Here is a 24006-nt window from a genome sequence, read left to right on the forward strand (position 1 = left end):
GTCGATCCTGGGACCGGTCATGGGATCCTCCCCGCTCCCGCGCCGCGGGCCACGGCTCGGTCGGCCGCCGCGGCGCTGTCGATCGTCGTGTGCAGGGTCGGTGTCCAGCCGACGTCGGCCGTCAGGTCGCGCTCGCTGCCCGAGTTGTAGGCGTTGTGGATGGCGAGCAGGTCGACCTCGTAGCCGTTGAAGAGGGTGCCGGACTGGTGCAGGGCGCTGCCGTTCCAGCTCTTGACCAGGTCGGCGGCCTCGACGTGGCCGGGCGTGGTGAAGGCGTTGTTCTCGGCGTAGAGGGCGGATTCGGTCGAGACGCCGAGGGAGTAGCGGTAGTCGTGGGCGTCCTCGGGGACGACGTACCGGTTGTTGTAGAGGTGCACCTGGCCGAAGCGGACGCGCGGGGCGCGCTGGACGACGGACTCGAACTCGTTGTGGTGCAGGGTGACCCGGAGCCGGCCGCGGTCACTGGTCAGTGAGTCGCTGTTGCCGATGAGCATCGCCTTGTCGTGGTCGGCGAACCGGCTCCAGGACACGGTCACCAGGTCGGAGCCGTTGGTGATGTCCAGCAGGCCGTCGTGGCGCAGGAAGTTGCGGCCGAAGTAGGTGGGTTCCTTCTCGTCGGGGTGGCCCTTGTCGGAGAGCGTGACGTGGTCGACCCAGACGTGGGTGGCGCCGCGCAGCCAGATCGTGTCGTACGCGGACTTCCAGTCGCCGAGGCCGCCGGAGTTGGGCTGCCAGACGGGGAAGCAGTCGTAGGCGTCGCGCAGTTCGAGGTTGCGGATGATGACGTTGTGCGCGCCGTTGAGCCGGAGGGCGGCGCCCTTGAGGACGGCCTTGCCGCCGAGCCCGACGATGGTGGTGTGGGAGCCGACGGTGAGCTCGACGCGCTCGGCCTGCCGGGCCGCCGACGCCTGGCGGGCCTCCTCCTGGGGGCCGCTGGGCTTGGCGGAGCCCCAGGTGCGGGGGTCGTAGGCGGCGAGGTACTTCTTCAGGCTGTAGCCGCCGGTGGCGTAGTCGGCGCAGTCCAGGTGGTCTCCGTCGTCGTCGGTGTTGGCGTCGATGGTCCCGGCGACCTTGATGATCTTCGGGGTGTCGCTGCCGCCGTCGAGGGCCCGGACGAGCTCGGCCCGGTCGGTCACCGTGTACACGTGGGCGTCGTCGGCCGCGGCGCCGCCGGTGGTGCCGGTGCCGTGCGCGGCCCAGCCGTCGTTGGCGGGCAGGGTGTCGCGGCTGATGTCCCGGGCCTGCGCCTGCGCGGGGACGCACAGCACCCCCAACAAGGCGGTGGTCAGGGTGAGGTGACGGAGTCTCAACCCTTCACCGCCCCCGCGCTGAACCCGGTGATCAGCCACTTCTGAATGAAGGCGAACACGATCACGACGGGTACGGCCGCGATGATGCCGCCCGCGGCCAGGGCGCCCAGGTCGACGCTGTCCGCGCTCATCAGGGTGTTCAGGCCGACCGGGATGGTCTGCTTCTCCTGGTTGTTGAGGAACATCAGGGCGAACAGGAAGTGGTTCCAGGAGTGCACGAAGGCGAAGGAGCCGACGGCGATCAGGCCGGGCCGCAGCAGCGGCAGGACCACGACCCGGAAGGCCTTCATCCGGTTGCAGCCGTCGACCCAGGCGGCCTCCTCCAGGGAGTACGGCACGTTCTTGATGAAGTTGCTGATCAGGATCATCGACAGCGGCAGCTGGAAGACCGTCTCGGCGATGATCACGCTGCCCAGCGAGTTGATCATCTGCAGCTCGGCGAAGATCTCGAACAGCGGGACCAGCAGCAGCGCGCCCGGCACGAACTGGGAGCACAGCAGGCCCAGCATGAACGCCCGCTTGATCTTGAAGTCGAACCGGGCGAGGGCGTAGCCGCCGGCCAGCGCGACGACGGTCGTCATGAACAGGGTGGCGACGCCGACGAGCACGCTGTTCTGGAAGTAGGTGCCGAAGCTGCGCTCCGTCCACACCTTCTCGAAGTGGTCGAAGGTGATCGGCCAGGGCACGAGCGAGGTGGAGCCGGCCGGGCGCAGCGCGAACAGCAGGATCCAGTAGAAGGGGATCAGGGTGAAGACCAGGTAGATCCCGAGGGGCAGGTAGATCTGCCAGCGGGGAGCCTCGTCCCAGGCGCGGTGGTGCCTGCGCGCCGGGCGCGGCGGTTCGGGGGCGGCCCGCTCGGGAGCGGGCGCGGCCTTGGTGGCCTCCTTGGTGATCACTTGTTCTCGCCTCCGAACTTGCTCAGCCGCAGGTAGACGATCGAGCAGAAGAGCAGGATCACGAACGCGACCGTGGTCAGGGCCGACGCGTAACCGAAGTTGTGGGACTCGACCGAGGTGTTGGCGATGTACAGCGGCAGGGTCGTGGTCTCGCCCGCCGGTCCGCCGCCGGTCAGCGTGTAGAGCAGGTCGACGTTGTTGAACTCCCACACCGCGCGCAGCAGTGTGGACAGGATGATGGCGTCCTTCAGGTGCGGCAGCGTGATGTGCCAGAACTGCTTGATCCGGCTCGCCCCGTCGACCTCGGCGGCCTCGTACAGGTCCTTCGAGACGGACTGCAGGTCGGCGAGGATGAGGATCGCGAAGAAGGGCACACCGCGCCACAGGTCGGCGACGATCGCCGCCGGGAAGACGGTCGAGGTGTCCGACAGCCAGCTGGTGCCGTAGGAGCCGATGCCGATGTCCGCGAGGTAACGGGTGATGCCCGTCTGGGAGTTGTAGAGCAGCACCCAGATCGCGGAGGTCAGCACGCCGGAGACGGCCCACGGCGAGAACACCAGGGCGCGCCCCAGCCCCCGGCCCACGAAGGTCTGGTTGACGATGAGGGCCAGCGCGAGCCCGAACAGCAGCTGGAGGCCGACCTCGACGAAGACCCACTTGGCGCTGAAGACGAGGGTGTCCCAGAAGATGGGGTCGTCGGTGAAGGCGTGGACGAAGTTGTCGAAGCCCGCGTAGCCGTTCCGCCACGGCTTGGTGGGGTTGTAGTTCTGCAGGCTGTAGTAGAAGACGCTGATGACCGGGTAGGCGATGAAGCCCAGCATGAGCAGGGCGGCCGGGGCGATCAGCAGGTACGGCAGCCTGCGCGGCGTGGCGGAGGCACGGCGCCGCCTCGGTGGCGCGGGCGGTTTCGCCACGGCTGCGGCTTGGGCCATGACTGTTCTCCGTTCTCGTGCGTGCGTCGTGCGGTCTGGTGCTTCGTGCGGTGTCGTGCGTTGTGCTTTCGGTCTGGGTGAAGCGCTTTCTCATCGCGCAGAGTTCGGTCGGCCCGTGAGGTGGGGTGGGGAGGGTGGGCTCAGCCCGCGTACGGGTCGTGCACCGTGCCCGGCCGGGCCAGGAACTCGAAGTCGCAGCCGGTGTCGGCCTGGGTGATCTGTTCGTTGTAGAGCGCGCCGTAGCCGCGCTCGTACCGGGTGGGCGGCGGGGTCCACTCGGCCCTGCGGCGCTCCAGCTCCTCGTCGTCCACGTCGAGCCGGAGCATCCGGTTCTCGACGTCGAGCGTGATCGAGTCCCCGGTCCTGACCAGGGCCAGCGGTCCGCCGACGTACGACTCGGGCGCCACGTGCAGCACGCACGCGCCGTAACTCGTGCCGCTCATCCGGGCGTCGGAGATGCGGACCATGTCCCGCACGCCCTGCTTGAGCAGGTGGTCGGGGATGGGCAGCATCCCGTACTCGGGCATGCCCGGGCCGCCCTTGGGTCCGGCGTTGCGCAGCACCAGCACGCTGTCGGCGGTGATGTTCAGGGACGGGTCGTTGATGGTCCGCTGCATCGTCCTGTAGTCGTCGAAGACGACTGCGGGGCCGGTGTGCCTGAGCAGGTGCGGCTCGGCGGCGATGTGCTTGATGACGGCGCCGTCGGGGCACAGGTTGCCGCGCAGGACGGCGACTCCGCCCTCGTTCGCGACCGGGTTGTCGCGGGGCCGGATGACGTCGTCGTTGTGCACCTGCGCCCCGGCGAGCTGCTCGCGCATCGTGTCGTGACCGACGGTGGGCCGCTCCAGGTGCAGCAGGTCCGGGATCCGGGAGAGGAACCCGGGCAGGCCGCCCGCGAAGTGGAAGTCCTCCATCAGGTACGTCTGTCCGCCGGGCCGTACGTTGGCCAGCACCGGGACCGTGCGGGCGATGCGGTCGAAGTCGTCGAGGGTGAGCTTGACGCCCGCGCGGCCGGCCATGGCGATCAGGTGGATCACGGCGTTGGTGGAGCCGCCGAGACCGAGGACGGTGGTGACCGCGTCCTCGAAGGCCTCCGCGGTGAGGATGTCGCTCAGCTTCCGGTCCTTGTGGACCAGTTCGACGATGGTCATGCCCGCCCTGGCGGCCATCCGGTCGTGCCCGGAGTCGACGGCCGGGATGCTGGAGGCGCCCGGGACGGTGACGCCGAGCGCCTCGGCGGCGGCGGTGAGCGTGGACGCCGTGCCCATGGTCATGCAGTGGCCGGGCGAGCGGGCCAGGCCGCTCTCCAGCTCCTGCATCTCGCAGTCACCGATGAGGCCGGCGCGGCGGTCGTCCCAGTACTTCCACATGTCGGTGCCGGAACCGAGCACCTCGTTGCGCCAGTGCCCCGGCAGCATGGGCCCGGCCGGCACGAACACGGCCGGCAGGTCGACGGACGCGGCCCCCATGAGCAGCGCGGGCGTGGACTTGTCGCAGCCGCCCATCAGCACGGCCCCGTCGATCGGATACGACCGCAGCAGCTCCTCGGTCTCCATCGCCAGGAGGTTGCGGTAGAGCATCGGGGTCGGCTTCTGGAAGGTCTCACTGAGCGTGGAGACCGGGAACTCGAGCGGGAAGCCCCCGGCCTGCCACACCCCGCGCTTCACGGCCTGCGCGCGGTCGCGCAGGTGGACGTGGCAGGGGTTGATGTCGGACCAGGTGTTGAGGATCGCGATGACGGGCTTGCCCAGGTGCTCCTCGGGCAGGTAGCCGAGCTGGCGGGTACGGGCGCGGTGGCTGAAGGAGCGCAGCCCTTCGGTGCCGTACCACTGATGGCTTCTGAGCTCCTCGGGACGCTTCCTGGCGGTCGTGTCGGTCATATGGACCACCCGGCGGCGATGGCGGCGACCTCGGCACGATCGGGTTCGGGCAACGGCTTGCTCGGCGGGCGCACCTCGCGGCGGCACAGCCCGAGGGAGGCGAGGGCCTCCTTGACGACGGTGACGTTGTTGGCGGAGCCGTTGGCGGCACGCAGTTCCTCGAAGCGGCGGATCTGCTCCCAGACCTTCATGGCGGCCGGGTAGTCACCGGAGCGCAGCGCTTCGATCATGTTCAGCGAGACGGCGGGGGCGACGTTGACGAGGCCTGAGGTGAAGCCGGTGGCGCCCGCGGAGAAGTAGGAGGGGGCGTACGGCTCGGCGAGTCCGGCGACCCACACGAACCGGTCCAGCCCGGCGTCGCGCGCGAAGGCCGCGAACCTGGCGGCGTCGGGAACGGCGTACTTGACCCCGATGACATTCGGGCAGGCGTCGGCGAGCTCGGCGAGGCGGGCGCCGGCGAGCTGTGCGTTGCGGATGTACGGGACGACGCCCAGCTCGGGCACGGCCTCGGCGATGGCGCGGTGGTAGTCGACCCAGCCGGCCTGGGAGACGTACGGGTGGACGGGCTGGTGGACCATCAGCATCTGGGCGCCGAGGTCCCGGGCGTGCCGGGCGGAGGCGATGGCGGTGGGCACGTCGTGGCCGACCCCGACCAGGACGACGGCCCGGTCCCCGGCCTCGTCGACGGTCAACTCCGAGACCAGACGGCGCTCTTCGGGGGTGAGGGCGTAGAACTCGCCGGTGTTGCCGTTCGGGGTGAGGGTCGTGATGCCACCGTCGAGCAGACGACGCAGCAGGGCCCGGTAGGTGTCCTGCTCGACGGAGCCGTCCTCGGCGAACGGGGTCACCGGGATCGCCACCACGTCGGCCAGGGCCGCCCGCTGGGTCTCGAACGTCGCTGTCATGCCTGACCGTCCTCTCCCTGGGCCCCGACCTGCGCGTCGGGGAAGGCCCGTTGCACGAACGACGCGATGTGGGCGTGGAGGGCGCGCCCCGCACCGTCCGCGTCCCCTTCGAGCGCGAGCCGCAGGATCTCCCGGTGCTCGCTCGCCTCCCGCTCCCAGGAGGGGTTGGCGGCCCAGGCGACGGCGGAGACGAGAGCGGCCTGGTCACGGAGCTCGTCGAGCATCCGGCCGAGCAGCGGGTTGCCGCACGGCAGGTACAGGGCGCGGTGGAACTCCCGGTTGGCGAGGGACCGTTCGGCGGTGTCGGTGGCCGCGTCCGCCCGGGTCAGCGCGGAGCGGGCGGCATCCAGGGAGGCCCCGCGCCACACCGCGCGCTTGAGCGCCTCGGGCTCCAGCAGCAGCCGCACGTCGTAGACCTCGCGCGCCATGTCCGCGTCCACCATGCGCACCGTGACGCCCTTGTACTGGCTCATCACGACCAGTCCGGTGCCGGCCAGGGTCTTGAGCGCCTCGCGCACCGGGGTCTTGGACACCCCGAACTGTGCGGCGAGCTCGGTCTCGACCAGGGCCTGGCCCGGCGTCAACTGCCCGGTCAGGATGCGGCGTTTGATCTCCTCCAGCACGAACTGCGTGCGGGAGGGGATCGGCGTGGGCACAGAGGTCATGCGCGCCTCTCGGATCTCGTCGATCACATCAGCAGGTCGATCGCGTATCTGATCTCGCGTATCGCGTCTCATATATGACGTACGAAGTACGACGCGATGACCGTAGGAGCGGCCCTGTGTTTCGTCAATGCTTCTGACAAAGGAAGTTGTGGTTGCCTGCGGATGCGAGATCCATACGGCGGTGAGCCGCGCCCGGCCGGTGTGCCGCTGCAACTCCGCGAACGTCCCAGGCCCGGCCCTACGGGCGCCGGCTCACCCACGCCCCCACTGACCTACGCGGGCCGCGTCCAGGCCGGGTCCCGCCCGCTCAGCCCCACCGCCCGATCGAGGAGCGGGGCGTCGGCCTCGACGGGGACGACGGGGCCGAAGATGCCGCCGCCCCGGTCGGGGTCGTCGGCGGCCGCGGCGAGGAAGGCGTGGCACGCCTGGAGTGCGGCGGGATCGGGGGCGTAGTCCTGGCCGGTCGCGCGGGCCAGGTCCCAGCCGTGGATCACCAGCTCGTCGGTCGCCACGAGGCCCGCGACCTCGCCGGGCAGGTCCACACCCCCGGCGCGGGTCATGCCGGTCCAGGCGGCCGGGTCCCGCCAGGCCTCGGCGAGCTCGTCCAGCACCTTCGGCAGCTCCTCGCGCCAGCCGGTCCCGATGTCGGGCACGGCGACCTCCGGGCTGGTGTCGGTCGTGACCCCCAGGTCCTTGCGCCCGGCGTCACGGAAGGCGGCGGCCAGCCCGGCCAGGTGGCCCAGCAGGTTGCGCACCGCGTACTGCGGACAGGGCGTCGGGTCCGCCAGCTGCTCGTCGGTGACGCCGTCGGCGAGGCGGGCCAGGACCGCGGTCTGCGGTCCGAGGTCGAGGGTCGGGGTCGTGTCCGTCATGCGGGGCTCCTCAGGGTTTGCGGTCCTGAGGGGTGGACCGCCGGCGGCCGCGGAACTCATCGCCGGACCGAACCCGTCGCCGCCATGAGCGCCATCCGCTGGGTACGGTGCTCGGCTCGCCGGTGACCACGGCGGGTCAGTCCACACGGCGAGCAGCTCGGCGACGGCGGCCCGGATGGTCTCGTCCTGCGTGAAGCCTCGCCGGCCGCCGCTGCTGCGGAGCCGCCGGTCGAGGGCCGGTACGCCGCGCAGGAGGTGGGCGGCGGGCCGGGCGGCGCGGCCGATCCGGGTCAGGTGGCGCACCGCGGGGAGCGCGACCGGCAGGCAGGTGCCCTGGGCCAGGCCCCGCACGGCAGTCGTCAGGGCCGGGACGGTGCTCTCGGTGTCGCCGGTCGCGGCCCACAGGGCGTGCGCCGCCTCGACGCGGGTCCAGGGCTCGGCGTCGGCGGTCATCGTGCGGAGCAGGACCGCGTGGGCGGCGGCGTACGGGCCGAGGTCGGCGGGCCTGCGCAGGGCGGGGTGCGGCATGCGTCCCACGGTGGCGGCGCGGTCGCGCCGCCGTGAAGGCGCCTTTTTATAGGGCACCTGCCCGATCCCCACCCCCGCTCCTTAGCCCCACGATGACCAGGCATGACAAGGACGAACACGAAGACGCCCTGGGCCGTGGTGCGTGTCCTGCGGGACCGCGACGCGGGGCTCTACCTCTGCGGCGTGGTGGTCTCCGGCTTCGGCACCTCGGCGCTGTGGCTGGCGTCGGGGGTGTGGGTCAAGGACCTCACCGGCTCGGACGGGCTGGCCGCGCTGTGCATGCTGGCGATGTGGGCGCCGACCCTGGCGGGCCCGCTGCTGGGCACGATCGCGGACCGCACCCGTCGCAAGCCGCTGCTGATCGCCACGAACCTGCTCCTGGCCCTGCTCCTGCTCACCCTCTTCACCGTCGACTCCCCAGACGGCGTGTGGCTGCTGTTCGCCGTGCTGTTCGTGTACGGCGCGGCGGGCGTCGTCCACGACGCGGCCGAGTCGGCGCTGGTCGCCGCCGCCGTGGACCGGTCCCTGCTCGGCGACTTCAACGGGCTGCGGATGACGGCCGCCGAGGGTATGAAACTGTTGGCCCCGCTGGCGGGCGCGGGCGTCTACGCGGCGTACGGCGGGGCCGGTGTGGCCCTGCTGGACGCGGTCACGTTCGTCCTCGCCACCGCGCTGTACGCGGCCCTGCGCGTACGGGAGGACAAGCCCGGGCCGCCCGCCGACGGCCGCTGGGCCCAGACGGCCGAGGGAGCCCGGTACCTGTGGGAACACCCCACGCTCCGCGCCCTGGCCCTGGCCGGCGGCGCCACGATGCTGTGCGCCGGCGTGAGCGGGGCACTGAGCTACGCCGTCGTCGAGGCCCTGGGGCACGCCCCCACCTACGCCGGTGTGCTGTACGCCGTCCAGGGCGCCGGTTCCGTGGCGCTCGGCCTGCTGTCCGGTCCCGCCCTGCGCCGCCTGGGCGAGCGGCGTTTCGCGGCGTACGGCGTCGCCCTGCTGGCCGTGGCGATCGCGCTGCGGGCGGTGCCGTCCGACCCGGTGGCCCTGGCCTCCAGCGCGGCGATCGGTGCCGGGCTGCCCTGCGTGCTGATCGCCACGCTGACCGCCGTGCAGCGCCGGACGCCGGGGCATCTGCTGGGCCGGGTCACCGCCACCGCCGACACCCTGGTCCTCACGCCCAACGTGATCGGGCTGGCCGTGGGCGCGGCCCTGGTCGAACTCGTCGACCTCCGGCTGCTGTTGGCCGCCTCGGGAGGGGCGCTGCTGGTGACGGCGGTGGCACTGGCTCAGAGCCCGGCGAGCGCCGAGCGCACCGCCGCCAGGTCCCCGTCCGACGCCAACCCGGCGTGATACAGCCGGACCTCCGTCGCCCCGAGCCCACGCGCGCGTGCCGCGTCCGCCGCCAGGGTGTCCGGGCTGCCGCCCATTCCGGAGACGATCGTGAAATTGGCGGCGACGACGGCGCCCTCGCGCCCCTGCTCCACGAACGGCGTCAGCAGCCCCGTACCGCCCGCACAGGGCACGACCACGCCGTCCGCGACGGACAGGATGTGCGCCGGGTCCACGCCGGGGTTCGCGCCGCAGTGGTACGACACCGGGTCCGCGTGCAGCAGCACCTGGAAGCCTTTTGGTGCGGCCGCGCGGACCGCGGCGACCGCCGCCTCCTGGAGGGAGCGGGCGGTCTCGTCGCGCCACGCGCGCGTGGCGGCGGCCGTGGCTGTGCCCAGGAGCTTCTCGACGCCTGCCCAGCCCCCGTCCGAGGGCGCCCCCTGCCACACCGGCTCCAGCGCGGTCCGCACGTCGGCGGCCAGCTCGTCGGGGTCCAGGCCGTGTCGCCCGTACCCCTCCCGGCAGGCCGGGCAGAAGCACAGCGCCATCAGGTACTGCCCGGCGTCCCCGAGGCCGACCCCGCCGGTCTTGTCGTGGGCGTGCAGGTGCTGGAGGCCGTACCAGCCGAGGGACTCCAGCTCGGTGCCGCTCGCGCCGGGGCGTACCGCCGCCTCCGCCGCCAGATCGATCAGGTACGCGCGCGTGGCGGGCTGCGCGATGCACGGCGCCCACGGGTAGCGGTCGCCGTAGGCGTTGACGACCGAGGTGTGCGGATGCTCCGCGCCCAGGCGGGAGTTGTGCGCGAGCACGACCCAGGTGTGCACCTCCAGCCCGGCGTCCGAGAGCGCGCCGGCCGCCGCGCCGAAGGCGTCCCCGGGCGCCCAGTCACCGGCAGCGTAGGGGCGGAGCTCACGCCCGTCCCAGCGCTCGTCCGCCGGATACAGCACGGCGGTGTGCTCGGCGGTGACGACGCGGTGGCGCGGGTGGCGGGGCGTGAGCGCGCGCGTGGAGTGGTAGGCGGCGGCGAGCGTCACCTGTTCCACACCGAGCCCGGCGATCCGCGCGGGTGCCTCCGGGTCCCCGTTGACGTCCCAGGGGTAGACGAATGCCGACGCCTTCACATGGCCTCCTCGAGCAGCGCGTATCCACGCTCGATCACCTGAGCGAGCTGCTTGACATGATCCTCGGTCGGCTCGTGCAGCGGGGGCCGCACCTCCCCCACGTCCAGCCCGCGCAGCCGTACGCCCGCCTTGACGAGGGAGACGGCGTAGCCGCGGCCCTGGGCGCGCAGTTCGACGAAGGGCCGGTAGAAGCCGTCCAGGAGGCGCCGCACAGTGGCCTCGTCGTCGGCGCCCAGTGCCTCGTAGAAGGCGACGGCGATCTCGGGCGCGAAGCAGAACACGGCGGACGAGTAGAGCGTGATGCCGATGGCCCGGTAGGCGAGCTGGGTCTGCTCGGCGGTCGGCAGCCCGTTGAAGTAGAGGAAGTCGCCGGGGACCTCGGTGCGGACGGCGCTGACGACGCGCTGCATGAGGTCGAGGTCGCCGAGCCCGTCCTTGAGGCCGATGATCCTCTCGGTGCGGGCCAGTTCGACGGCGGTCTCCGGGGTGAACACGGCGTTGTCGCGCTGGTAGACGATGACCGGCAGGGAGGTCGCGGCGGCCACCTCGCGGTAGTGCCGCAGGAGCCCCTCCTGAGCGGCGACGACGAGGTACGGCGGCATCGCGAGCAGCCCGTCCGCCCCGGCGGCCTCGGCGAGCCGGGCGTAGCGCACGGCGAGCGCGGTGCCGTACCCGGCGCCCGCGACGACCGGGACGCGCCCCTCGGTCGCCTCGACGGCAGCCCGGACGCACGCCTCGAACTCCTCGGGCGCGAGCGCGTGGAACTCACCGGTGCCGCAGCAGGCGAACACGGCGGCGGCCCCGGCCTCGACCCCGCGGCGCACGTGCGTGCGGTACGTCTCGAGGTCGACGGAGCCGTCGGGGCCGTAGGCGGTGACCGGGAAGAACAGCGGCCCGCTGGGGATACGGAGTCGAGCGGCGAGAGGGGCTGACGTCACGGGCGCTCCCGGTTCCATATTCATGATCTGCGTCTACATTTCTGAACAGACTCACGCTAAAGCGCTCCCCTGAGGCCGGTCAAGCGCTCCAACCTGCGACACACCAGCGGATTCACCGCTTCCGCGACACACTTGACGGGTTACACCACCGCTCCTTAGCGTGTCCACGCATATGAATGCCGTGCGCACATGTGCACGGTCGCCGACCAAGGAGACCCGAGGATGCCCGCTCCCCGCACCGTTCTGCTCACCGGCGCCGCCGGCGGGCTCGGCACCCTGATGCGGGACCTGCTCCCGGACTACGGCTACGACCTGCGCCTGCTCGACCTGCGTCCCGTCGAGGGCGAGCCGGACGCCATCGTCGCCGACCTCGCCGACAAGGAGGCCGTGCGCGAGGCCGTACGGGGCGTCGACGCGATCATCCACCTCGCGGGCATCTCCCTGGAAGCCCCCTTCGAGAAGATCCTCAAGGCGAACATCGAGGGCACGTACCACCTGTACGAGGCCGCCCGCCAGGAGGGCGTGCCGCGCATCGTCTTCGCCTCCTCCAACCACGCGGTCGGCTACACCCCGCGCCCCCAGGGCGACGCGCCCCACGATGCGAGCGCGCTGATCCCCATCGACACCCCGCGCCGCCCGGACACCTTCTACGGCCTGTCCAAGTGCTTCGGCGAGGACCTCGCCCAGTTCTACTGGGACAAGTACGGCCTGGAGACCGTCTCGGTGCGCATCGGCTCCTGCTTCCCGGAGCCGACCAGCGTGCGCATGCTCTCGGTGTGGATGAGCCCCGCCGACGGTGCCCGCCTCTTCCACGCGGCCCTGACCGCCGAGCACGTCGGCCACACCGTCGTCTACGGCTCCTCGGCCAACACCCGCCTGTGGTGGGACCTCACCACCGCGCGGGCGCTCGGCTACGAGCCGCAGGACGACTCCGAGCCGTACGCGGAGAAGCTCATCGCCGAGCAGGGCGAGCTGGACCCGGAGAACGAGGCGCACGCGTACCTCGGCGGCCACTTCGTGACGGATCCGCCGATCTGGCCGTACTGACCGAATCCGATCCGGCCGTACTGACCGAATCACAGCGCAGCGACAGGCGGGCGGGCACCGAACGGGCCCGCCCGCCCCCGTGTTCGGGCACCACAGCTGCCCGCTCTCACGCCCGGCCGCGCGGCGGCGCAGGTCCGCGCCGGGCACACCCTGCGTCGAACGGGCCCAAACGGGCAGTATCGAGCCCGCAACAGACCTGGTCAGTGGCGCACCCCCGCTGTAGAACTTTCCCCGGCGGGCCCACCGGGCCCGAACGGGCAACCAGCAGTGAGGGAGGTGCGGCCATGGCGGCCAGAACGGCGGAAGAGCGCCAGCGGGAGATCGTGCGCGTCGCCCGCGCCACCGGCTCGGTCGACGTCACCGCGCTCGCCGCCGAGCTGGGCGTGGCCAAGGAGACCGTACGACGGGATCTGCGCGCCCTGGAGGACCACGGCCTGGTGCGCCGCACCCACGGCGGCGCCTACCCGGTCGAGAGCGCCGGCTTCGAGACGACCCTCGCCTTCCGCGCCACCAGCCACGTGCCCGAGAAGCGTCGGATCGCGGCCGCCGCGGCCGAACTGCTCGGGGACGCCGAGACGGTCTTCGTCGACGAGGGCTTCACCCCCCAGCTCATCGCCGAGGCCCTCCCCCGGGACCGGCCGCTGACCGTGGTCACCGCGTCCCTGCCGGTCGCGGGCGCGCTCGCCGAGGCCGAGCACACCACCGTCCTGCTGCTCGGCGGCCGGGTCCGCTCCGGCACCCTCGCCACCGTCGACCACTGGACGACGAAGATGCTGGCCGGCTTCGTCATCGACCTGGCGTTCATCGGCGCCAACGGCATCTCCCGCGAGCACGGCCTGACCACCCCCGACCCGGCGGTCAGCGAGGTCAAGGCCCAGGCGATCCGCGCCGCGCGCCGTACGGTGTTCGCGGGCGTCCACACCAAGTTCGGGGCGGTCAGCTTCTGCCGGTTCGCCGAGGTCGGCACGCTGGAGACGATCGTCACGAGCACCCTGCTCCCGGCGTCCGAGGCCCACCGCTACTCACTGCTCGGCCCGCAGGTCATCCGCGTCTGAAAATCCGCGTCTGACAGTCCGCGCTGAAAGTCCGCGTCTGACAGTCCAACCCACGTCCCCCACAGGGCACTTCCACAGGGCACGTCCACACCCGAAGCTGCCCCTTACCTCCCCAAATGTTCAGGAGCGATCCATGCGAACCCAGAGCCGACGACGACCGCCGCGAGCCACGCTCGCCGCGGCCGCCGCAGGGACGCTGCTCGCCCCGCTGCTCTCCGGCTGCTGGGTCGGGGCGGGCGGGGCGGGATCCGGCGGCGACTCCATCAACGTCCTGATGGTGAACAACCCGCAGATGGTCGAGCTGCAGAAGCTGACCCGAGCCCACTTCACCCAAGAGACCGGCATCAAGGTCAACTTCACCGTCCTGCCCGAGAACGACGTCCGCGACAAGATCAGCCAGGACTTCGCCAACCAGGCCGGCCAGTACGACGTGGCCACGCTGTCCAACTACGAGATCCCGATCTACGCCCGCAACGGCTGGCTGCGCGAGATGAACAGCTACGTCGCGAACGACCCGGCGTACGACGAGCGGGACATCCTGAGGCCGATGCGCCAGTCGCTCACCGCCGAGGACGGCAGGCTCTACGGCCAGCCCTTCTACGGCGAGTCGTCGTTCCTGATGTACCGCAAGGACATCTTCGCCGAGCAGGGCCTGACGATGCCCGCCCGCCCCACCTGGACCCAGGTGGCCGACCTGGCCGCCAAGGTCGACGGGGCCGAGCCGGGCATGAAGGGCATCTGCCTGCGCGGCCTGCCCGGCTGGGGCGAGGTGATGGCACCCCTGACGACCGTCGTCAACACCTTCGGCGGCACCTGGTTCGACCAGGACTGGAAGGCCCGACTCGACTCCCCCGCCTTCGAAAAGGCGACGAAGTTCTATGTCGACCTGGTCCGCGAACACGGCGAGTCCGGCGCCGCCCAGTCCGGCTTCGCCGAGTGCCTGAACAACATGACCCAGGGCAAGGTCGCCATGTGGTACGACGCCACCTCCGCGGCCGGTTCCCTGGAGGCGTCGGGCTCCCCGGTCAAGGGCAAGGTGGGCTACGCCCCCGCGCCCGTCGAGAAGACGAAGTCCTCCGGCTGGCTCTACACCTGGGCCTGGGGCATCCAGAAGGCGTCCCGCAACCCCGACAAGGCGTGGAAGTTCGTCTCCTGGGCCTCCAGCAAGGAGTACGAGCAACTCGTCGGCGACGAGATCGGCTGGTCCAACGTCCCGGCCGGCAAGCGCGCCTCGACGTACGCCAACCCCGCCTACCGCAAGGAGGCCGCCGCCTTCCAGGAGATGACCAAGGAGGCCATCGAACAGGCCCGGCCCAACGACCCGGGGGTGCAGCCGCGCCCCGCGCCCGGCATCCAGTTCGTCGGCATCCCCGAGTTCACCGACCTCGGCACCAAGGTCTCCCAGGAGATCAGCGCGGCCATCGCCGGACGCCAGTCCGTCGAGTCGGCCCTGAAGAAGTCCCAGCAGCTCGCCGAGAAGATCTCCGAGGAGTACGAGGGACGATGACCGCGACGACAACGGCCCCCGTGGCCACGGCTCCCCTGCACACGACCCGCAGGCCCTCGGCCCGCCTGCGCGCCTGGGCCACCAGGGCCCCGCTCCTCCCCGCCCTGATCTTCATGATCGCCGTGACCCAGCTGCCGTTCGTGGCCACGCTGGTGATCTCCTTCTTCGACTGGAACTCCCTCTACCCCGACGCCCGCCACTTCGCCGGCCTCGACAACTACCGCGAGGTCCTCACCGACGCGGACCTGCGCGACTCGGTGTGGACGACCGTGCTGCTGACCGTGGCGGTGGTCCTGGCCAGCCTGGTCCTCGGCCTGCTCCTGGCCCTGCTGCTGGACCGGAGGTTCCGCGGCCGGGGCGTGGTCCGCACGCTCCTGATCGCCCCCTTCCTGATCGTCCCCGTGGCGGCGGCCCTGCTGTGGAAGCACGTCCTCTACAACCCCGAGTACGGCCTGTTCAACGGCCTGCTGCACTACGTCCGCGGCCCGCAGCCCGACTGGATCTCCAACACCCCGCTGCTCGCGGTCGAGGCGGCCCTCGTCTGGCAGTGGACACCGTTCATGATGCTCATCCTGCTCGCGGGCCTGCAGAGCCGCGACCACGAGCAGATCGAGGCGGCCCGCGTCGACGGCGCGAGCGACTGGCAGATCTTCCGCCACCTCACGCTCCCGCACCTGCGCCGCTACCTGGAACTCGGCGCCCTGCTGGGCTCGATCTACATCGTCCAGAACTTCGACGCGGTCTTCACGATCACGTCCGGCGGCCTGGGCACCGCCAACCTCCCCTACACCGTCTACCAGAGCTTCTACCAGGCCCACGAGAACGGCCTCGCCTCGGCCGCGGGCGTCCTGGTGGTCATCGGCTCGATCGTCATCGCGACCTTCGCCCTGCGCGTGGTGTCGTCCCTGTTCCGCGAGGAGGTGTCCCGGGCATGAGTTCGGTCGCTGTGCGGGTCCGTCGTAAAGGTGTCGGTCTGGGTCTGCTGGCCTGGCTGGCCGGGATCGCGTTCTTCCTGCCCATCGCGTGGATGGCGCTGACGTCCTTCCACTCGGAACAGGACGCGGCGACCAACCCGCCGTCCTTCGCCGCGGCCCTGACCCTGGACGGCTACCGCGAGTTCTTCGGCACCGGCGGCGGCGCGAGCCCCTGGCCGGCGCTGATCAACTCCACGGTGGCATCGGTGGCGTCGACGCTGTGCGTCCTGCTCCTCGCCTTCCCGGCCGCGTACGCGCTGTCCATCCGCCCGGTGAAGAAGTGGACGGACGTCCTGTTCTTCTTCCTCTCCACGAAGATGCTCCCGGCGGTCGCGGGCCTGCTCCCGATCTACCTCTTCGCGAAGAACACGGGCCTGCTGGACAACATCTGGCTGCTGGTCATCCTCTACACCTCCATGAACCTGCCGATCGCGGTGTGGATGATGCAGTCGTTCCTCGCCGAGATCCCGGTCGCGGTGATCGAGGCGGCCCGGGTGGACGGCGCGCGCCTGCCGACGATCCTGGCGAGGGTGGTCGCCCCGATCGCGCTCCCGGGAATCGCCGCGACAGCCCTCATCTGCTTCATCTTCAGCTGGAACGAACTCCTCTTCGCCCGGGTCCTCACGGGCGTGGTCGCCGAGACCGCCCCCGTCTTCCTGACCGGCTTCATCACCAGCCAGGGCCTGTTCCTGGCGAAGGTGTGCGCCGCGTCGCTCGTCATCTCCCTGCCGGTGCTCGCCGCGGGGTTCGCCGCCCAGGACAAACTCGTCCAGGGCCTGTCGTTGGGAGCCGTCAAATGAAGGCCGCCGTCATAGAGTCCGTGGGCAAGGCCGTCGTCTCGGAGGTTCCGGACCCGACGCCGGGCCCCCGCGAGGTCGTCGTCGAAGTCGCGGCCTGCGGCCTGTGCGGCACGGACCTGCACATCCTCCAGGGCGAGTTCGCACCGAAGCTGCCGATCGTGCCGGGGCACGAGTTCGCGGGCGAAGTGGTCGGAGTGGGCACCCAGGTCACGGAACTGTCGGTCGGCGACCGGGTCGCGGTGGACCCCTCCCTCTACTGCTACGAGTGCCGCTACTGCCGCAACGGCCACAACAACCTCTGCGAACGCTGGGCCGCGATCGGCGTGACCACGGCGGGCGGAGCGGCCCGCTACGCGGTGGCACCCGTGGCGAACTGCGTGAAACTGCCGGACCACGTCCGCACGGAGGACGCGGCACTGGTGGAACCCCTGTCCTGCGCCGTACGCGGCTACGACGTCCTGCGCTCCCGCCTCGGCGCCCACGTCCTGATCTACGGCTCCGGGACGATGGGCCTGATGATGCTGGAGCTGGCCAAGCGGACGGGCGCGGCGAGCGTGGACGTGGTGGATGTGAACCCGGCCCGCCTGGAGACGGCCCGCCGGCTCGGGGTCTCGGCCTCGGCGGCGAACGCGGACGAACTGGACCGCCCGCAGGGCTGGGACGTGGTGGTCGACGCGACGGGCAACGCCGCGGCGATCCAGGACGGCCTGGACCGGGTGGCCAAGGCGGGCACGTTCCTGCAGTTCGGGGTGGCCGACTACGCGACCCGGGTCACGATCGACCCGTACCGCATCTACAACCAGGAGATCACCATCACCGGCTCCATGGCCGTCCTGCACAGCTTCGAGCGGGCGGCGGAGCTGTTCGCGAACGGGGTGCTGGATCCCGAGGTGTTCATCAGCGACCGGGTGCCGCTGGAGCGGTATCCGCAGGCACTGGAGCAGTTCGCGGCAGGGGTGGGCAGGAAGATCGTGGTGGTGCCGTAGACGCACGGGCCCCGTATTTTCGGCCCGGCTTCCCGGCCACCTGCTTTCGACCTCGGCTTCCCGGCCGACCGTCTTCGGCCCCGGCTTCCCGGCTGGCCGTCTTCGGCCCCGGCTTCCAGGCCAACCGCCTTCGACCTCGGCTTCCCGGCCGACCGTCTTCGGCCCCGGCTCCCCAACCAGCCGCCTCCAACCCCGGCCTCCCGACCAACCGCCTTCGACCTCGGCTTCCAGGCCAACCGTTTCGGGTGGTGGGCGGGCGAGGTCGGGGGTCCAGGGGGCGGAGCCCCCTGGCGGGGTCGAAGGGGCGGAGCCCCTGGGGGTGGGACGGGTAGGGGCGGCGGGGGCGAAAACCCCTGGGCCCCAGCCCACCCGCCCCCCACGATCCCGACATGCCGCACCCCCAAGGCTTCACCTACCAGGAACACGCCACCACCCCCGCGACAAACGCTGAGCCAACCGGGCGCGGGTAAGGGAACGGCAAAACGGCCTCGCTCGTTCACCGGGCATGACAGCTATGACCCCCGGCTCGAACATCCCTCTCTCCGCCACCCGCGTGACGGTGGACGTCGCCGCCCCGGTGCGGCTCGACGTATCGGGCCTGCTGCTCACCGCCGACGGCAAGGTGCGCTCCGACGACGACTTCATCTTCTACAACCAGCCGACCGGCCCCGGCGTGACCTACCGCTCGGGCGGCGGCACCGCCCCCGACGCGATCACCGTCGACACCACGGCCCTCCCGCCCGGCATCGAGAAGATCGTCGTGACCGCGAGCCCGGACGCCCCGGGCCAGACCTTCCAGGGCATCGAACCGACCGCCACCATCCGCAACGCGGACGACAACAGCGTCCTGGCCACGTTCACTCCCCCGCAGCTCGGCTCCGAGACGGCCCTGGTGATCGTCGAGATCTACCTGCGCAACGGCCAGTGGAAGGCCCGCGCGGTCGGCCAGGGGTACGCCAACGGCCTGGCGGGCATCGCCACCGACTTCGGTGTGACGGTCGAGGAGCCGGCCGCCCCGGCCCAGCCCGCAGCCCCGGCCCAGCCCGCCGCGCCGCAGCAGCCGGTCACCCCGCCCCCGGCCGCCATGCAGCCGCCGGTGGCCCCGCCGGCCCCGCCGATGTCCACCCCGCACACTCCCCCGGCGCCCGCCGTACCCCCGGCCCCGCCCGCGCCCGCTGCTCCCGGCACCGGCAAAATCAACCTGGACAAGGGCCGCGTAAGCCTCCAGAAGAACCAGACGGTCTCCCTCGTCAAGGGCGGCCGCCCCCTGCTCACCTCGGTCAAGATGGGCCTCGGCTGGGAGCCGGCGTACCGCGGCAAGGACATCGACCTGGACGCCTCGGTCATCGCCTACGGCCCGCAGCGCAACCACATCGACAGCTGCTACTTCGGCAAGCTCCAGATCGTGGGCGGCGCGATCCGGCACTCCGGCGACAACCTCACCGGCGAGGGCGGCGGTGACGACGAGGTCATCACGGTCGACCTCGGCCGCCTCCCGCAGGAGGTCACCGGCCTGGTCTTCACGGTCAACTCCTTCTCCGGCCAGAAGTTCACCGAGGTCGCCAAGGCCTACTGCCGCCTCCTGGACGGCACGACCGGCGAGGAACTGGTCCGCTTCGACCTCACCAGCGCCGAGCCGCAGACGGGCGTGATGATGGCGAAGCTGATCAAGCAGTTCTCCGGCGAGTGGGAGATGACCGCGATGGGCGACTTCGTGAAGTCGCGGACGGTGCGCGGGATGGTGAAGCCGGCGGCGCAGGCACTGTAGCCCCCGTACGACGCCGGGTGCCCTTTGCCCGAGGGCGCCCGGCGTCGGGTCGGCCTCAGCCACGATCAGTCTGTTCGGGGCCCTGCCACAGCCCCTCCATCAGCAGCGCCAGATACCGGCGGATGTGCTTCCCCTCCCCGTCCGCCAGCTCCGACGCCGTCACCACACCATGCGCCAGACGCAGTACGTCCACCGGCTCGACGTCCCGCCGCAGTGTCCCCTCCTCCTGCGCCGCCCGGACCAGCCGCCCCGCCGCGCCCCTCACACAGTCGCCGCAGGCGGTCTCCACGGCCGGGTCGCCGTCCGTGACGGCCGTGCCCAGCAGGGCCTTGAGCCCGCGGATCTGAATCATCCCGGTGCCGAGTTCGTTCAGCCACTCCGCCAGGGCCTCGCCGGGCGGCAACCGCACCGCGAGCTCGTCCGCGCGTGCCGCGATCGCCTCGATCCGGTCGAGGTAGGCCGCCTCCAGCAACGCCCGACGCGTCGGGAAGTGCCGGTACAGCGTGCCGGAGCCGACGCCCGCCCGCTTGGCGATGTCGTCGAGGGACGCGCCCTCCCCATGCGCGGCGAAGGCCTCCACCGCCGCCTTCAGCAACCGCTCGTAGTTACGACGGGCGTCCGCGCGCATGGCCCTGACCTGCGTCATCCAGCTCCTCCTCGCGGACGGGGGACCCTCTTCGTACCTTACCGAGCCAGGAACACAGGACACTCCTGCCGGAGACGGCCACCCGGGAGGGGGCGCTAGAACAGCGCGCTGTACGCGTTCAGCGCCGGCTGCCCGCCCAGATGGGCGTAGAGCACGGTCGAGTCGCGGCCGATCTCGCCCCGGGAGACCAGGTCGATCATCCCGGCCATGGACTTCCCCTCGTACACGGGGTCGGTGACCATCCCCTCCGTCCGGGCCGCGAGCCGCATCGCCTCCAGAGTGGTCTTGTCGGGGATCCCGTACGTGCCCGCGTGGTACCGCTCGTCCAGCTCGACGTCCGCCTGGGTCGACTCCGCCCGTACGCCGATGAGCCGGCCGGTGCGGTGCGCGATCCGGGCGATCTGCTCACGGGTGGCGGCGGGTTTCGCCGACGCGTCGATGCCGATCACACGCCGCGGCCGACCGCCCGCCTCCTCCAGGGCGCGGAACCCGGCGACCATGCCCGCCTGCGTCGACCCGGTCACCGAGCACACCACCACGGTGTCGAAGAAGACTCCCAACTCCCGCTCCTGTTCGGCCACTTCGTAGGCCCATCCGGCGAATCCGAGGCCGCCGAGCGAATGGTCGGAGGCACCGGCCGGGATGGCGTACGGCTTTCCGCCCCGCTCCTCGACGTCCCTCAGCGCCTGCTCCCAGCTCTCCTTGAAACCGATGCCGAACCCGGCCCGCACCAGCCGTACGTCGGCCCCGGCGAGCCGGCTGACCAGGATGTTGCCGACCTTGTCGTACACGGCGTCCGGCCAGTCGACCCAACTCTCCTGGACCAGCACGCACTTGAGTCCCGCGCGGGCGGCGACGGCCGCGACCTGGCGGGTGTGGTTGGACTGCACGCCGCCGATCGACACGAGCGTGTCGCAGCCCTGCGCGAGCGCGTCGGCGACCAGGTACTCCAGCTTGCGGGTCTTGTTGCCGCCGTAGGCGATACCGGAGTTGCAGTCCTCGCGCTTGGCCCACAGGGCGGCGCCGCCGAGGTGGTCGGTCAGGCGCTGCAGCGGGTGCACGGGCGAGGGCCCGAAGAGCAGCGGGTAACGCTCGTACGAGGACAGGGACGACGAAGGGGACGATGAAGGGGACGAAGAGGGGGATGAAGAAGGGGATGAAGAAGCGGACGAAGCAAGGGACATGAGGGGTCCTCCCCGGTCAGGGAACGTCGGCGAGCTCTTCCAGGCCTCGCCAGATCTGTGCCGTGACACGGACCGCTTCGTCCACGTCACCGGCCGCGCAGGCCTCGATCAGCCGCTCGTGCAGCCCGGCAGAACGGCAGCTGCCGCCCTCGCCGAAGCGGCGGCGCTCCAGGCGGCGGATCAGCGGGGTGTAGCGGGCGATGGTGGCGGCGGCCGCGCGGTTGCCGCCCACGCGTACGAGCACGTCGTGGAGTTCGTCGTCGGCGCGCAGGGCGGCGTCCACGTCCCCGGCGCGCACGGCCGCGGCGAACCGCTCATTGGCCGAGCGCATCGCCTCCACGTCCGCGGCGGACAGCCGGGGCACGGCGATCCGCGTGACGAGCTCGTGCAGGGCGCCGACCACGGCGGCGGCATCCCGTACGTCGGAGGCCACGAGCGGAGTCACCCGCGTGTAGCTCTGCGGCTTGCTCTCCAGCAGCCCGTCGTCCACGAGCCGCGCGAACGCCTCACGCACCGGCGCCCGGGACAGCCCGAGCCGCTCCGCGAGCTCGACGTCCCGCACCACCGCGCCGGGCTCGATCTCCCCCGTCACGATGGCGTCCCGGATCGCTTCGTAGGCGCGGTCCCTGAGCAGGGCGCGGCGTACGGGGCGGATGGCCTCCATGAACTGAAATGTTAGATGTCAATGCCCTCACGTACAAGAGTGCGGCACCCCGCGAAGACGGCGGCTCCCCCGCAGGCGAGGGCCGGCACCGGTGTGAGGAGGGCGCGCTGTGCGGCGACCCGTCCGATGGTGCGCAGGCTTGCGGCCAGTCCGCCCGTGAGGCGGAAAGGAGGCGGGTGGGACTCAGGAATCCAGCGCCATGGGCGCTGGAGCGCACACGGTGGACAGGGCGCTCACCGGTTGAGTGAGCAGGCATGGCGCCAGGGCCGCCCCCTCGCCCTGCGCGGACGCCCGCGCGGGGCGACTGCGCCCTTCGACGACCACCTCGGCCCCCGCCACCTGCTCCGGTCCTCGCTGCGCGACCGGCGAATCCGCCCCTGTTCCTCCAACTCGTCGAGCACCCGGGTCAGTGACTGGGCCCGCAGCCCTTCGATGGCGGCCGGCTCTCGGAGGGAGTCATCGCCGCTGCCGCTTCCAGGGCCCGGTGATGGCCAGCAGAATCCCCGGGTCCTGGATGTTCGCGAACAGGGTCTTCCCGTCGGGCGAGAACGTGACCCCGGCGAACTCGCTGTACTCCGGCTCCTCCTCGCTGCCGACGTTCAGCTCGTTGCGCGCGATGGGATACGTACGGCCGCTGTCCGTCGCGCCGAAGAGGTGCGAGACGCCCTCGCCGTCCTCGGCGAGGATCAGGCCGCCGTACGGGGAGACGGTGATGTTGTCGGGGCCGTCGAAGGCGCCGTCGGCGGAGGGGTCGGGGTTGACACCGAGCAGGACCTTCAGGGTGAGGGTGCGGCGCTTGGGGTCGTAGAACCAGACCTGGCCGTCGTGCGCGGTGCCGGGGCTCTCCTCACGGGCGTAGGAGGAGACGAGGTAGGCACCGCCGTCCCCCCACCACATGCCCTCCAACTTGCGGGCCCGGGTGACCTCGCCGGCGCCGAACTGCTTGCGCACGGCGACGGTCCGGGCGTCCCGGTCGGGTACGTCGACCCAGTCGACGCCGTACACCGTGCCGATCCTCGTGGCCCGGGAGAGGTCGTCGACGAACCTGCCGCCGGAGTCGAAGCACTTGGGGGCCTGGAGGACGCCGGCGTCGTCGGCGAGGGTGCGGAACGTGCCACGGCCGTACACGAAGCCCTTCGGCGGGGTCCAGCGGAAGAAGAGGCCGTTGGGGTTGGCGGCGTCCTCGGTGAGGTAGGCGTGGCCCCGCTTGGGGTCGATGACGACGGCCTCGTGGTCGTAGCGGCCGAAGAACTTCAGCGGCTTGGGGTCGCGGTTGGCGCGCCGGTCGACGGGGTCGACCTCGAAGACGTAGCCGTGGTCCTTGGTCATGCCGTTGACGCCGGCCTTGTCGGAGTTCTCCTCGCAGGTGAGCCAGGTGCCCCAGGGGGTGGTGCCGCCCGCGCAGTTGGTGGAGGTGCCGGCGATGCCCACCCATTCGGCGACCTGTCCGCCGGGGCGCACCTCGACCACCGTGCAGCCGCCGGAGGCGGCCGGGTCGTAGACGAGGCCCTCGGCGAGCGGCACGGGGTACTTCCAGTTGGCGCGCGGGCCCTTCAGCTCGTGGTTGTTGACGAGGAGGGTGGTGCCGCGCGGGCCGGCGAAGGCGGCGGTGCCGTCGTGGTGGGACGGGGTGAACTCACCGGACTCCAGCTTGGTCTTCCCGCTGTGGGTGAGGATGCGGTACGTGAACCCGGCGGGCAGGGCGAGGATGCCCTTCGGGTCGGGGATCAGCGGCCCGTAGCCGATCCCGCCGTAGGCGTCCGCCGACTCCTCCCCCTCGGTCTCGGTGTCCTTGGACGCGAGGGCGTGCGGAGCGGTGGCGAGGGCGCCGACACTGCCCGCCAGCGCGACACCGGCACCGGTGATCGCGGATTTTCTGGCGAAGTCCCTGCGGGTGAGCGACATGGTGTCTCCGTAAGTTGTTGGGTGGCCCGGGAGGGCCGGATGTGGCTGATGGGGTCTTGCCTTCAGTGGCTCCGCAGGAGTGGCCGTCCGGCTC

General features: G+C 71.4%; 21 protein-coding genes. 8 read left to right on the forward strand and 13 right to left on the reverse strand.

The genetic code is table 11. The features are described 5' to 3' along the window. Positions 1-17 precede the first annotated feature (17 nt). From ACYVMZ_RS36085 to ACYVMZ_RS36115, 7 genes are all read right to left on the reverse strand, one after another. On the reverse strand, positions 18-1310 hold the full coding sequence (locus ACYVMZ_RS36085) for a pectate lyase family protein (RefSeq protein ID WP_461087111.1): 1293 nt from the start codon (positions 1308-1310) through the stop codon (positions 18-20). Further along, on the reverse strand, positions 1307-2206 hold the full coding sequence (locus tag ACYVMZ_RS36090; protein ID WP_461087112.1) for a carbohydrate ABC transporter permease: 900 nt from the start codon (positions 2204-2206) through the stop codon (positions 1307-1309). Before ACYVMZ_RS36090 ends, ACYVMZ_RS36085 begins: the two co-directional genes overlap by 4 nt. Beyond that, positions 2203-3138: a carbohydrate ABC transporter permease gene (locus ACYVMZ_RS36095; protein ID WP_461087113.1), complete on the reverse strand. Its 936-nt coding sequence runs from the start codon at positions 3136-3138 to the stop codon at positions 2203-2205. The genes ACYVMZ_RS36090 and ACYVMZ_RS36095 overlap by 4 nt, the downstream gene beginning before the upstream one ends. A 140-nt stretch (positions 3139-3278) precedes the next feature. Continuing rightward, a complete protein-coding gene (araD, locus tag ACYVMZ_RS36100) occupies positions 3279-5018 on the reverse strand; it encodes an L-arabinonate dehydratase (RefSeq protein WP_461087114.1) in 1740 nt (579 codons plus the stop codon). Further along, complete coding sequence (locus ACYVMZ_RS36105) at positions 5015-5923, reverse strand: dihydrodipicolinate synthase family protein (RefSeq protein ID WP_461087115.1); 909 nt, start codon at positions 5921-5923, stop codon at positions 5015-5017. Before ACYVMZ_RS36105 ends, araD begins: the two co-directional genes overlap by 4 nt. Beyond that, positions 5920-6588: a GntR family transcriptional regulator gene (locus ACYVMZ_RS36110; RefSeq protein WP_461087116.1), complete on the reverse strand. Its 669-nt coding sequence runs from the start codon at positions 6586-6588 to the stop codon at positions 5920-5922. Before ACYVMZ_RS36110 ends, ACYVMZ_RS36105 begins: the two co-directional genes overlap by 4 nt. A gap of 272 nt (positions 6589-6860) precedes the next feature. Further along, a complete protein-coding gene (locus ACYVMZ_RS36115) occupies positions 6861-7460 on the reverse strand; it encodes a TIGR03086 family metal-binding protein (RefSeq protein ID WP_461087131.1) in 600 nt (199 codons plus the stop codon). 630 nt (positions 7461-8090) lie between these two features. Between ACYVMZ_RS36115 and ACYVMZ_RS36120 the strand changes: the two genes are divergently transcribed. Further along, complete coding sequence (locus tag ACYVMZ_RS36120) at positions 8091-9338, forward strand: MFS transporter (protein WP_461087117.1); 1248 nt, start codon at positions 8091-8093, stop codon at positions 9336-9338. On the opposite strand, the gene ACYVMZ_RS36125 is transcribed toward ACYVMZ_RS36120, so the two are convergent. Together ACYVMZ_RS36125 and ACYVMZ_RS36130 are read right to left on the reverse strand one after the other, a co-directional pair. Beyond that, positions 9275-10438: a hypothetical protein gene (locus ACYVMZ_RS36125; RefSeq protein WP_461087118.1), complete on the reverse strand. Its 1164-nt coding sequence runs from the start codon at positions 10436-10438 to the stop codon at positions 9275-9277. The two genes, ACYVMZ_RS36120 and ACYVMZ_RS36125, sit on opposite strands and share 64 nt — an antisense overlap. Next, positions 10435-11376, reverse strand: coding sequence for a 5-dehydro-4-deoxyglucarate dehydratase (locus ACYVMZ_RS36130; RefSeq protein WP_461087119.1), 942 nt, complete (start codon positions 11374-11376; stop codon positions 10435-10437). Before ACYVMZ_RS36130 ends, ACYVMZ_RS36125 begins: the two co-directional genes overlap by 4 nt. Positions 11377-11598: 222 nt before the next feature. Here ACYVMZ_RS36130 and ACYVMZ_RS36135 point away from each other — a divergent pair, with 222 nt between their 5' ends. The 7 genes from ACYVMZ_RS36135 (at position 11599) to ACYVMZ_RS36165 (ending at position 19513) form a co-directional block, all read left to right on the forward strand. After that, positions 11599-12423: an NAD-dependent epimerase/dehydratase family protein gene (locus ACYVMZ_RS36135; RefSeq protein ID WP_461087120.1), complete on the forward strand. Its 825-nt coding sequence runs from the start codon at positions 11599-11601 to the stop codon at positions 12421-12423. A gap of 284 nt (positions 12424-12707) precedes the next feature. After that, positions 12708-13478, forward strand: coding sequence for a DeoR/GlpR family DNA-binding transcription regulator (locus tag ACYVMZ_RS36140; protein ID WP_461087121.1), 771 nt, complete (start codon positions 12708-12710; stop codon positions 13476-13478). A gap of 133 nt (positions 13479-13611) precedes the next feature. Further along, positions 13612-14985 carry an ABC transporter substrate-binding protein gene (locus ACYVMZ_RS36145; protein ID WP_461087122.1) on the forward strand — a complete coding sequence of 458 codons (1374 nt, stop codon included), beginning with the start codon at positions 13612-13614 and terminating at the stop codon, positions 14983-14985. Next, positions 14982-15920, forward strand: coding sequence for a carbohydrate ABC transporter permease (locus tag ACYVMZ_RS36150; RefSeq protein WP_461087123.1), 939 nt, complete (start codon positions 14982-14984; stop codon positions 15918-15920). The genes ACYVMZ_RS36145 and ACYVMZ_RS36150 overlap by 4 nt, the downstream gene beginning before the upstream one ends. Beyond that, positions 15917-16759 (forward strand): carbohydrate ABC transporter permease, encoded by an 843-nt coding sequence (locus ACYVMZ_RS36155; protein ID WP_461087124.1) that lies wholly within the window; start codon positions 15917-15919, stop codon positions 16757-16759. The genes ACYVMZ_RS36150 and ACYVMZ_RS36155 overlap by 4 nt, the downstream gene beginning before the upstream one ends. Further along, on the forward strand, positions 16756-17745 hold the full coding sequence (locus ACYVMZ_RS36160) for a zinc-dependent alcohol dehydrogenase family protein (RefSeq protein ID WP_461087125.1): 990 nt from the start codon (positions 16756-16758) through the stop codon (positions 17743-17745). Before ACYVMZ_RS36155 ends, ACYVMZ_RS36160 begins: the two co-directional genes overlap by 4 nt. Positions 17746-18259: 514 nt before the next feature. Then, positions 18260-19513, forward strand: coding sequence for a TerD family protein (locus ACYVMZ_RS36165; RefSeq protein WP_461087132.1), 1254 nt, complete (start codon positions 18260-18262; stop codon positions 19511-19513). Positions 19514-19568: 55 nt separating this feature from the next. Here ACYVMZ_RS36165 and ACYVMZ_RS36170 read toward each other — a convergent pair whose 3' ends face one another. From ACYVMZ_RS36170 to ACYVMZ_RS36185, 4 genes are all read right to left on the reverse strand, one after another. After that, complete coding sequence (locus tag ACYVMZ_RS36170) at positions 19569-20159, reverse strand: TetR/AcrR family transcriptional regulator (protein WP_461087126.1); 591 nt, start codon at positions 20157-20159, stop codon at positions 19569-19571. Between the two features lie 95 nt (positions 20160-20254). Continuing rightward, positions 20255-21220: a 1-aminocyclopropane-1-carboxylate deaminase gene (locus ACYVMZ_RS36175; protein ID WP_461087127.1), complete on the reverse strand. Its 966-nt coding sequence runs from the start codon at positions 21218-21220 to the stop codon at positions 20255-20257. A 139-nt stretch (positions 21221-21359) separates the two neighbouring features. Next, on the reverse strand, positions 21360-22007 hold the full coding sequence (locus ACYVMZ_RS36180) for a GntR family transcriptional regulator (RefSeq protein ID WP_461087128.1): 648 nt from the start codon (positions 22005-22007) through the stop codon (positions 21360-21362). A gap of 456 nt (positions 22008-22463) precedes the next feature. Then, positions 22464-23912 carry an alkaline phosphatase PhoX gene (locus tag ACYVMZ_RS36185; protein ID WP_461087129.1) on the reverse strand — a complete coding sequence of 483 codons (1449 nt, stop codon included), beginning with the start codon at positions 23910-23912 and terminating at the stop codon, positions 22464-22466. Positions 23913-24006: the final 94 nt, after the last annotated feature.

The sequence above is a fragment of the Streptomyces deserti genome (genome assembly GCF_054782695.1).

Coding starts and splice junctions, on each gene's coding strand:
- ACYVMZ_RS36165 (WP_461087132.1), top strand. CDS start 18,260: ATGACCCCCGGCTCGAACATCCCTCTCTCCGCCACCCGCGTGACGGTG.
- ACYVMZ_RS36105 (WP_461087115.1), bottom strand. CDS start 5,923: ATGACAGCGACGTTCGAGACCCAGCGGGCGGCCCTGGCCGACGTGGTG.
- ACYVMZ_RS36110 (WP_461087116.1), bottom strand. CDS start 6,588: ATGACCTCTGTGCCCACGCCGATCCCCTCCCGCACGCAGTTCGTGCTG.
- ACYVMZ_RS36150 (WP_461087123.1), top strand. CDS start 14,982: ATGACCGCGACGACAACGGCCCCCGTGGCCACGGCTCCCCTGCACACG.
- ACYVMZ_RS36155 (WP_461087124.1), top strand. CDS start 15,917: ATGAGTTCGGTCGCTGTGCGGGTCCGTCGTAAAGGTGTCGGTCTGGGT.
- ACYVMZ_RS36145 (WP_461087122.1), top strand. CDS start 13,612: ATGCGAACCCAGAGCCGACGACGACCGCCGCGAGCCACGCTCGCCGCG.
- ACYVMZ_RS36185 (WP_461087129.1), bottom strand. CDS start 23,912: ATGTCGCTCACCCGCAGGGACTTCGCCAGAAAATCCGCGATCACCGGT.
- ACYVMZ_RS36140 (WP_461087121.1), top strand. CDS start 12,708: ATGGCGGCCAGAACGGCGGAAGAGCGCCAGCGGGAGATCGTGCGCGTC.
- ACYVMZ_RS36170 (WP_461087126.1), bottom strand. CDS start 20,159: ATGACGCAGGTCAGGGCCATGCGCGCGGACGCCCGTCGTAACTACGAG.
- ACYVMZ_RS36160 (WP_461087125.1), top strand. CDS start 16,756: ATGAAGGCCGCCGTCATAGAGTCCGTGGGCAAGGCCGTCGTCTCGGAG.
- ACYVMZ_RS36095 (WP_461087113.1), bottom strand. CDS start 3,138: ATGGCCCAAGCCGCAGCCGTGGCGAAACCGCCCGCGCCACCGAGGCGG.
- ACYVMZ_RS36135 (WP_461087120.1), top strand. CDS start 11,599: ATGCCCGCTCCCCGCACCGTTCTGCTCACCGGCGCCGCCGGCGGGCTC.
- ACYVMZ_RS36180 (WP_461087128.1), bottom strand. CDS start 22,007: ATGGAGGCCATCCGCCCCGTACGCCGCGCCCTGCTCAGGGACCGCGCC.
- ACYVMZ_RS36120 (WP_461087117.1), top strand. CDS start 8,091: ATGACAAGGACGAACACGAAGACGCCCTGGGCCGTGGTGCGTGTCCTG.
- ACYVMZ_RS36115 (WP_461087131.1), bottom strand. CDS start 7,460: ATGACGGACACGACCCCGACCCTCGACCTCGGACCGCAGACCGCGGTC.
- araD (WP_461087114.1), bottom strand. CDS start 5,018: ATGACCGACACGACCGCCAGGAAGCGTCCCGAGGAGCTCAGAAGCCAT.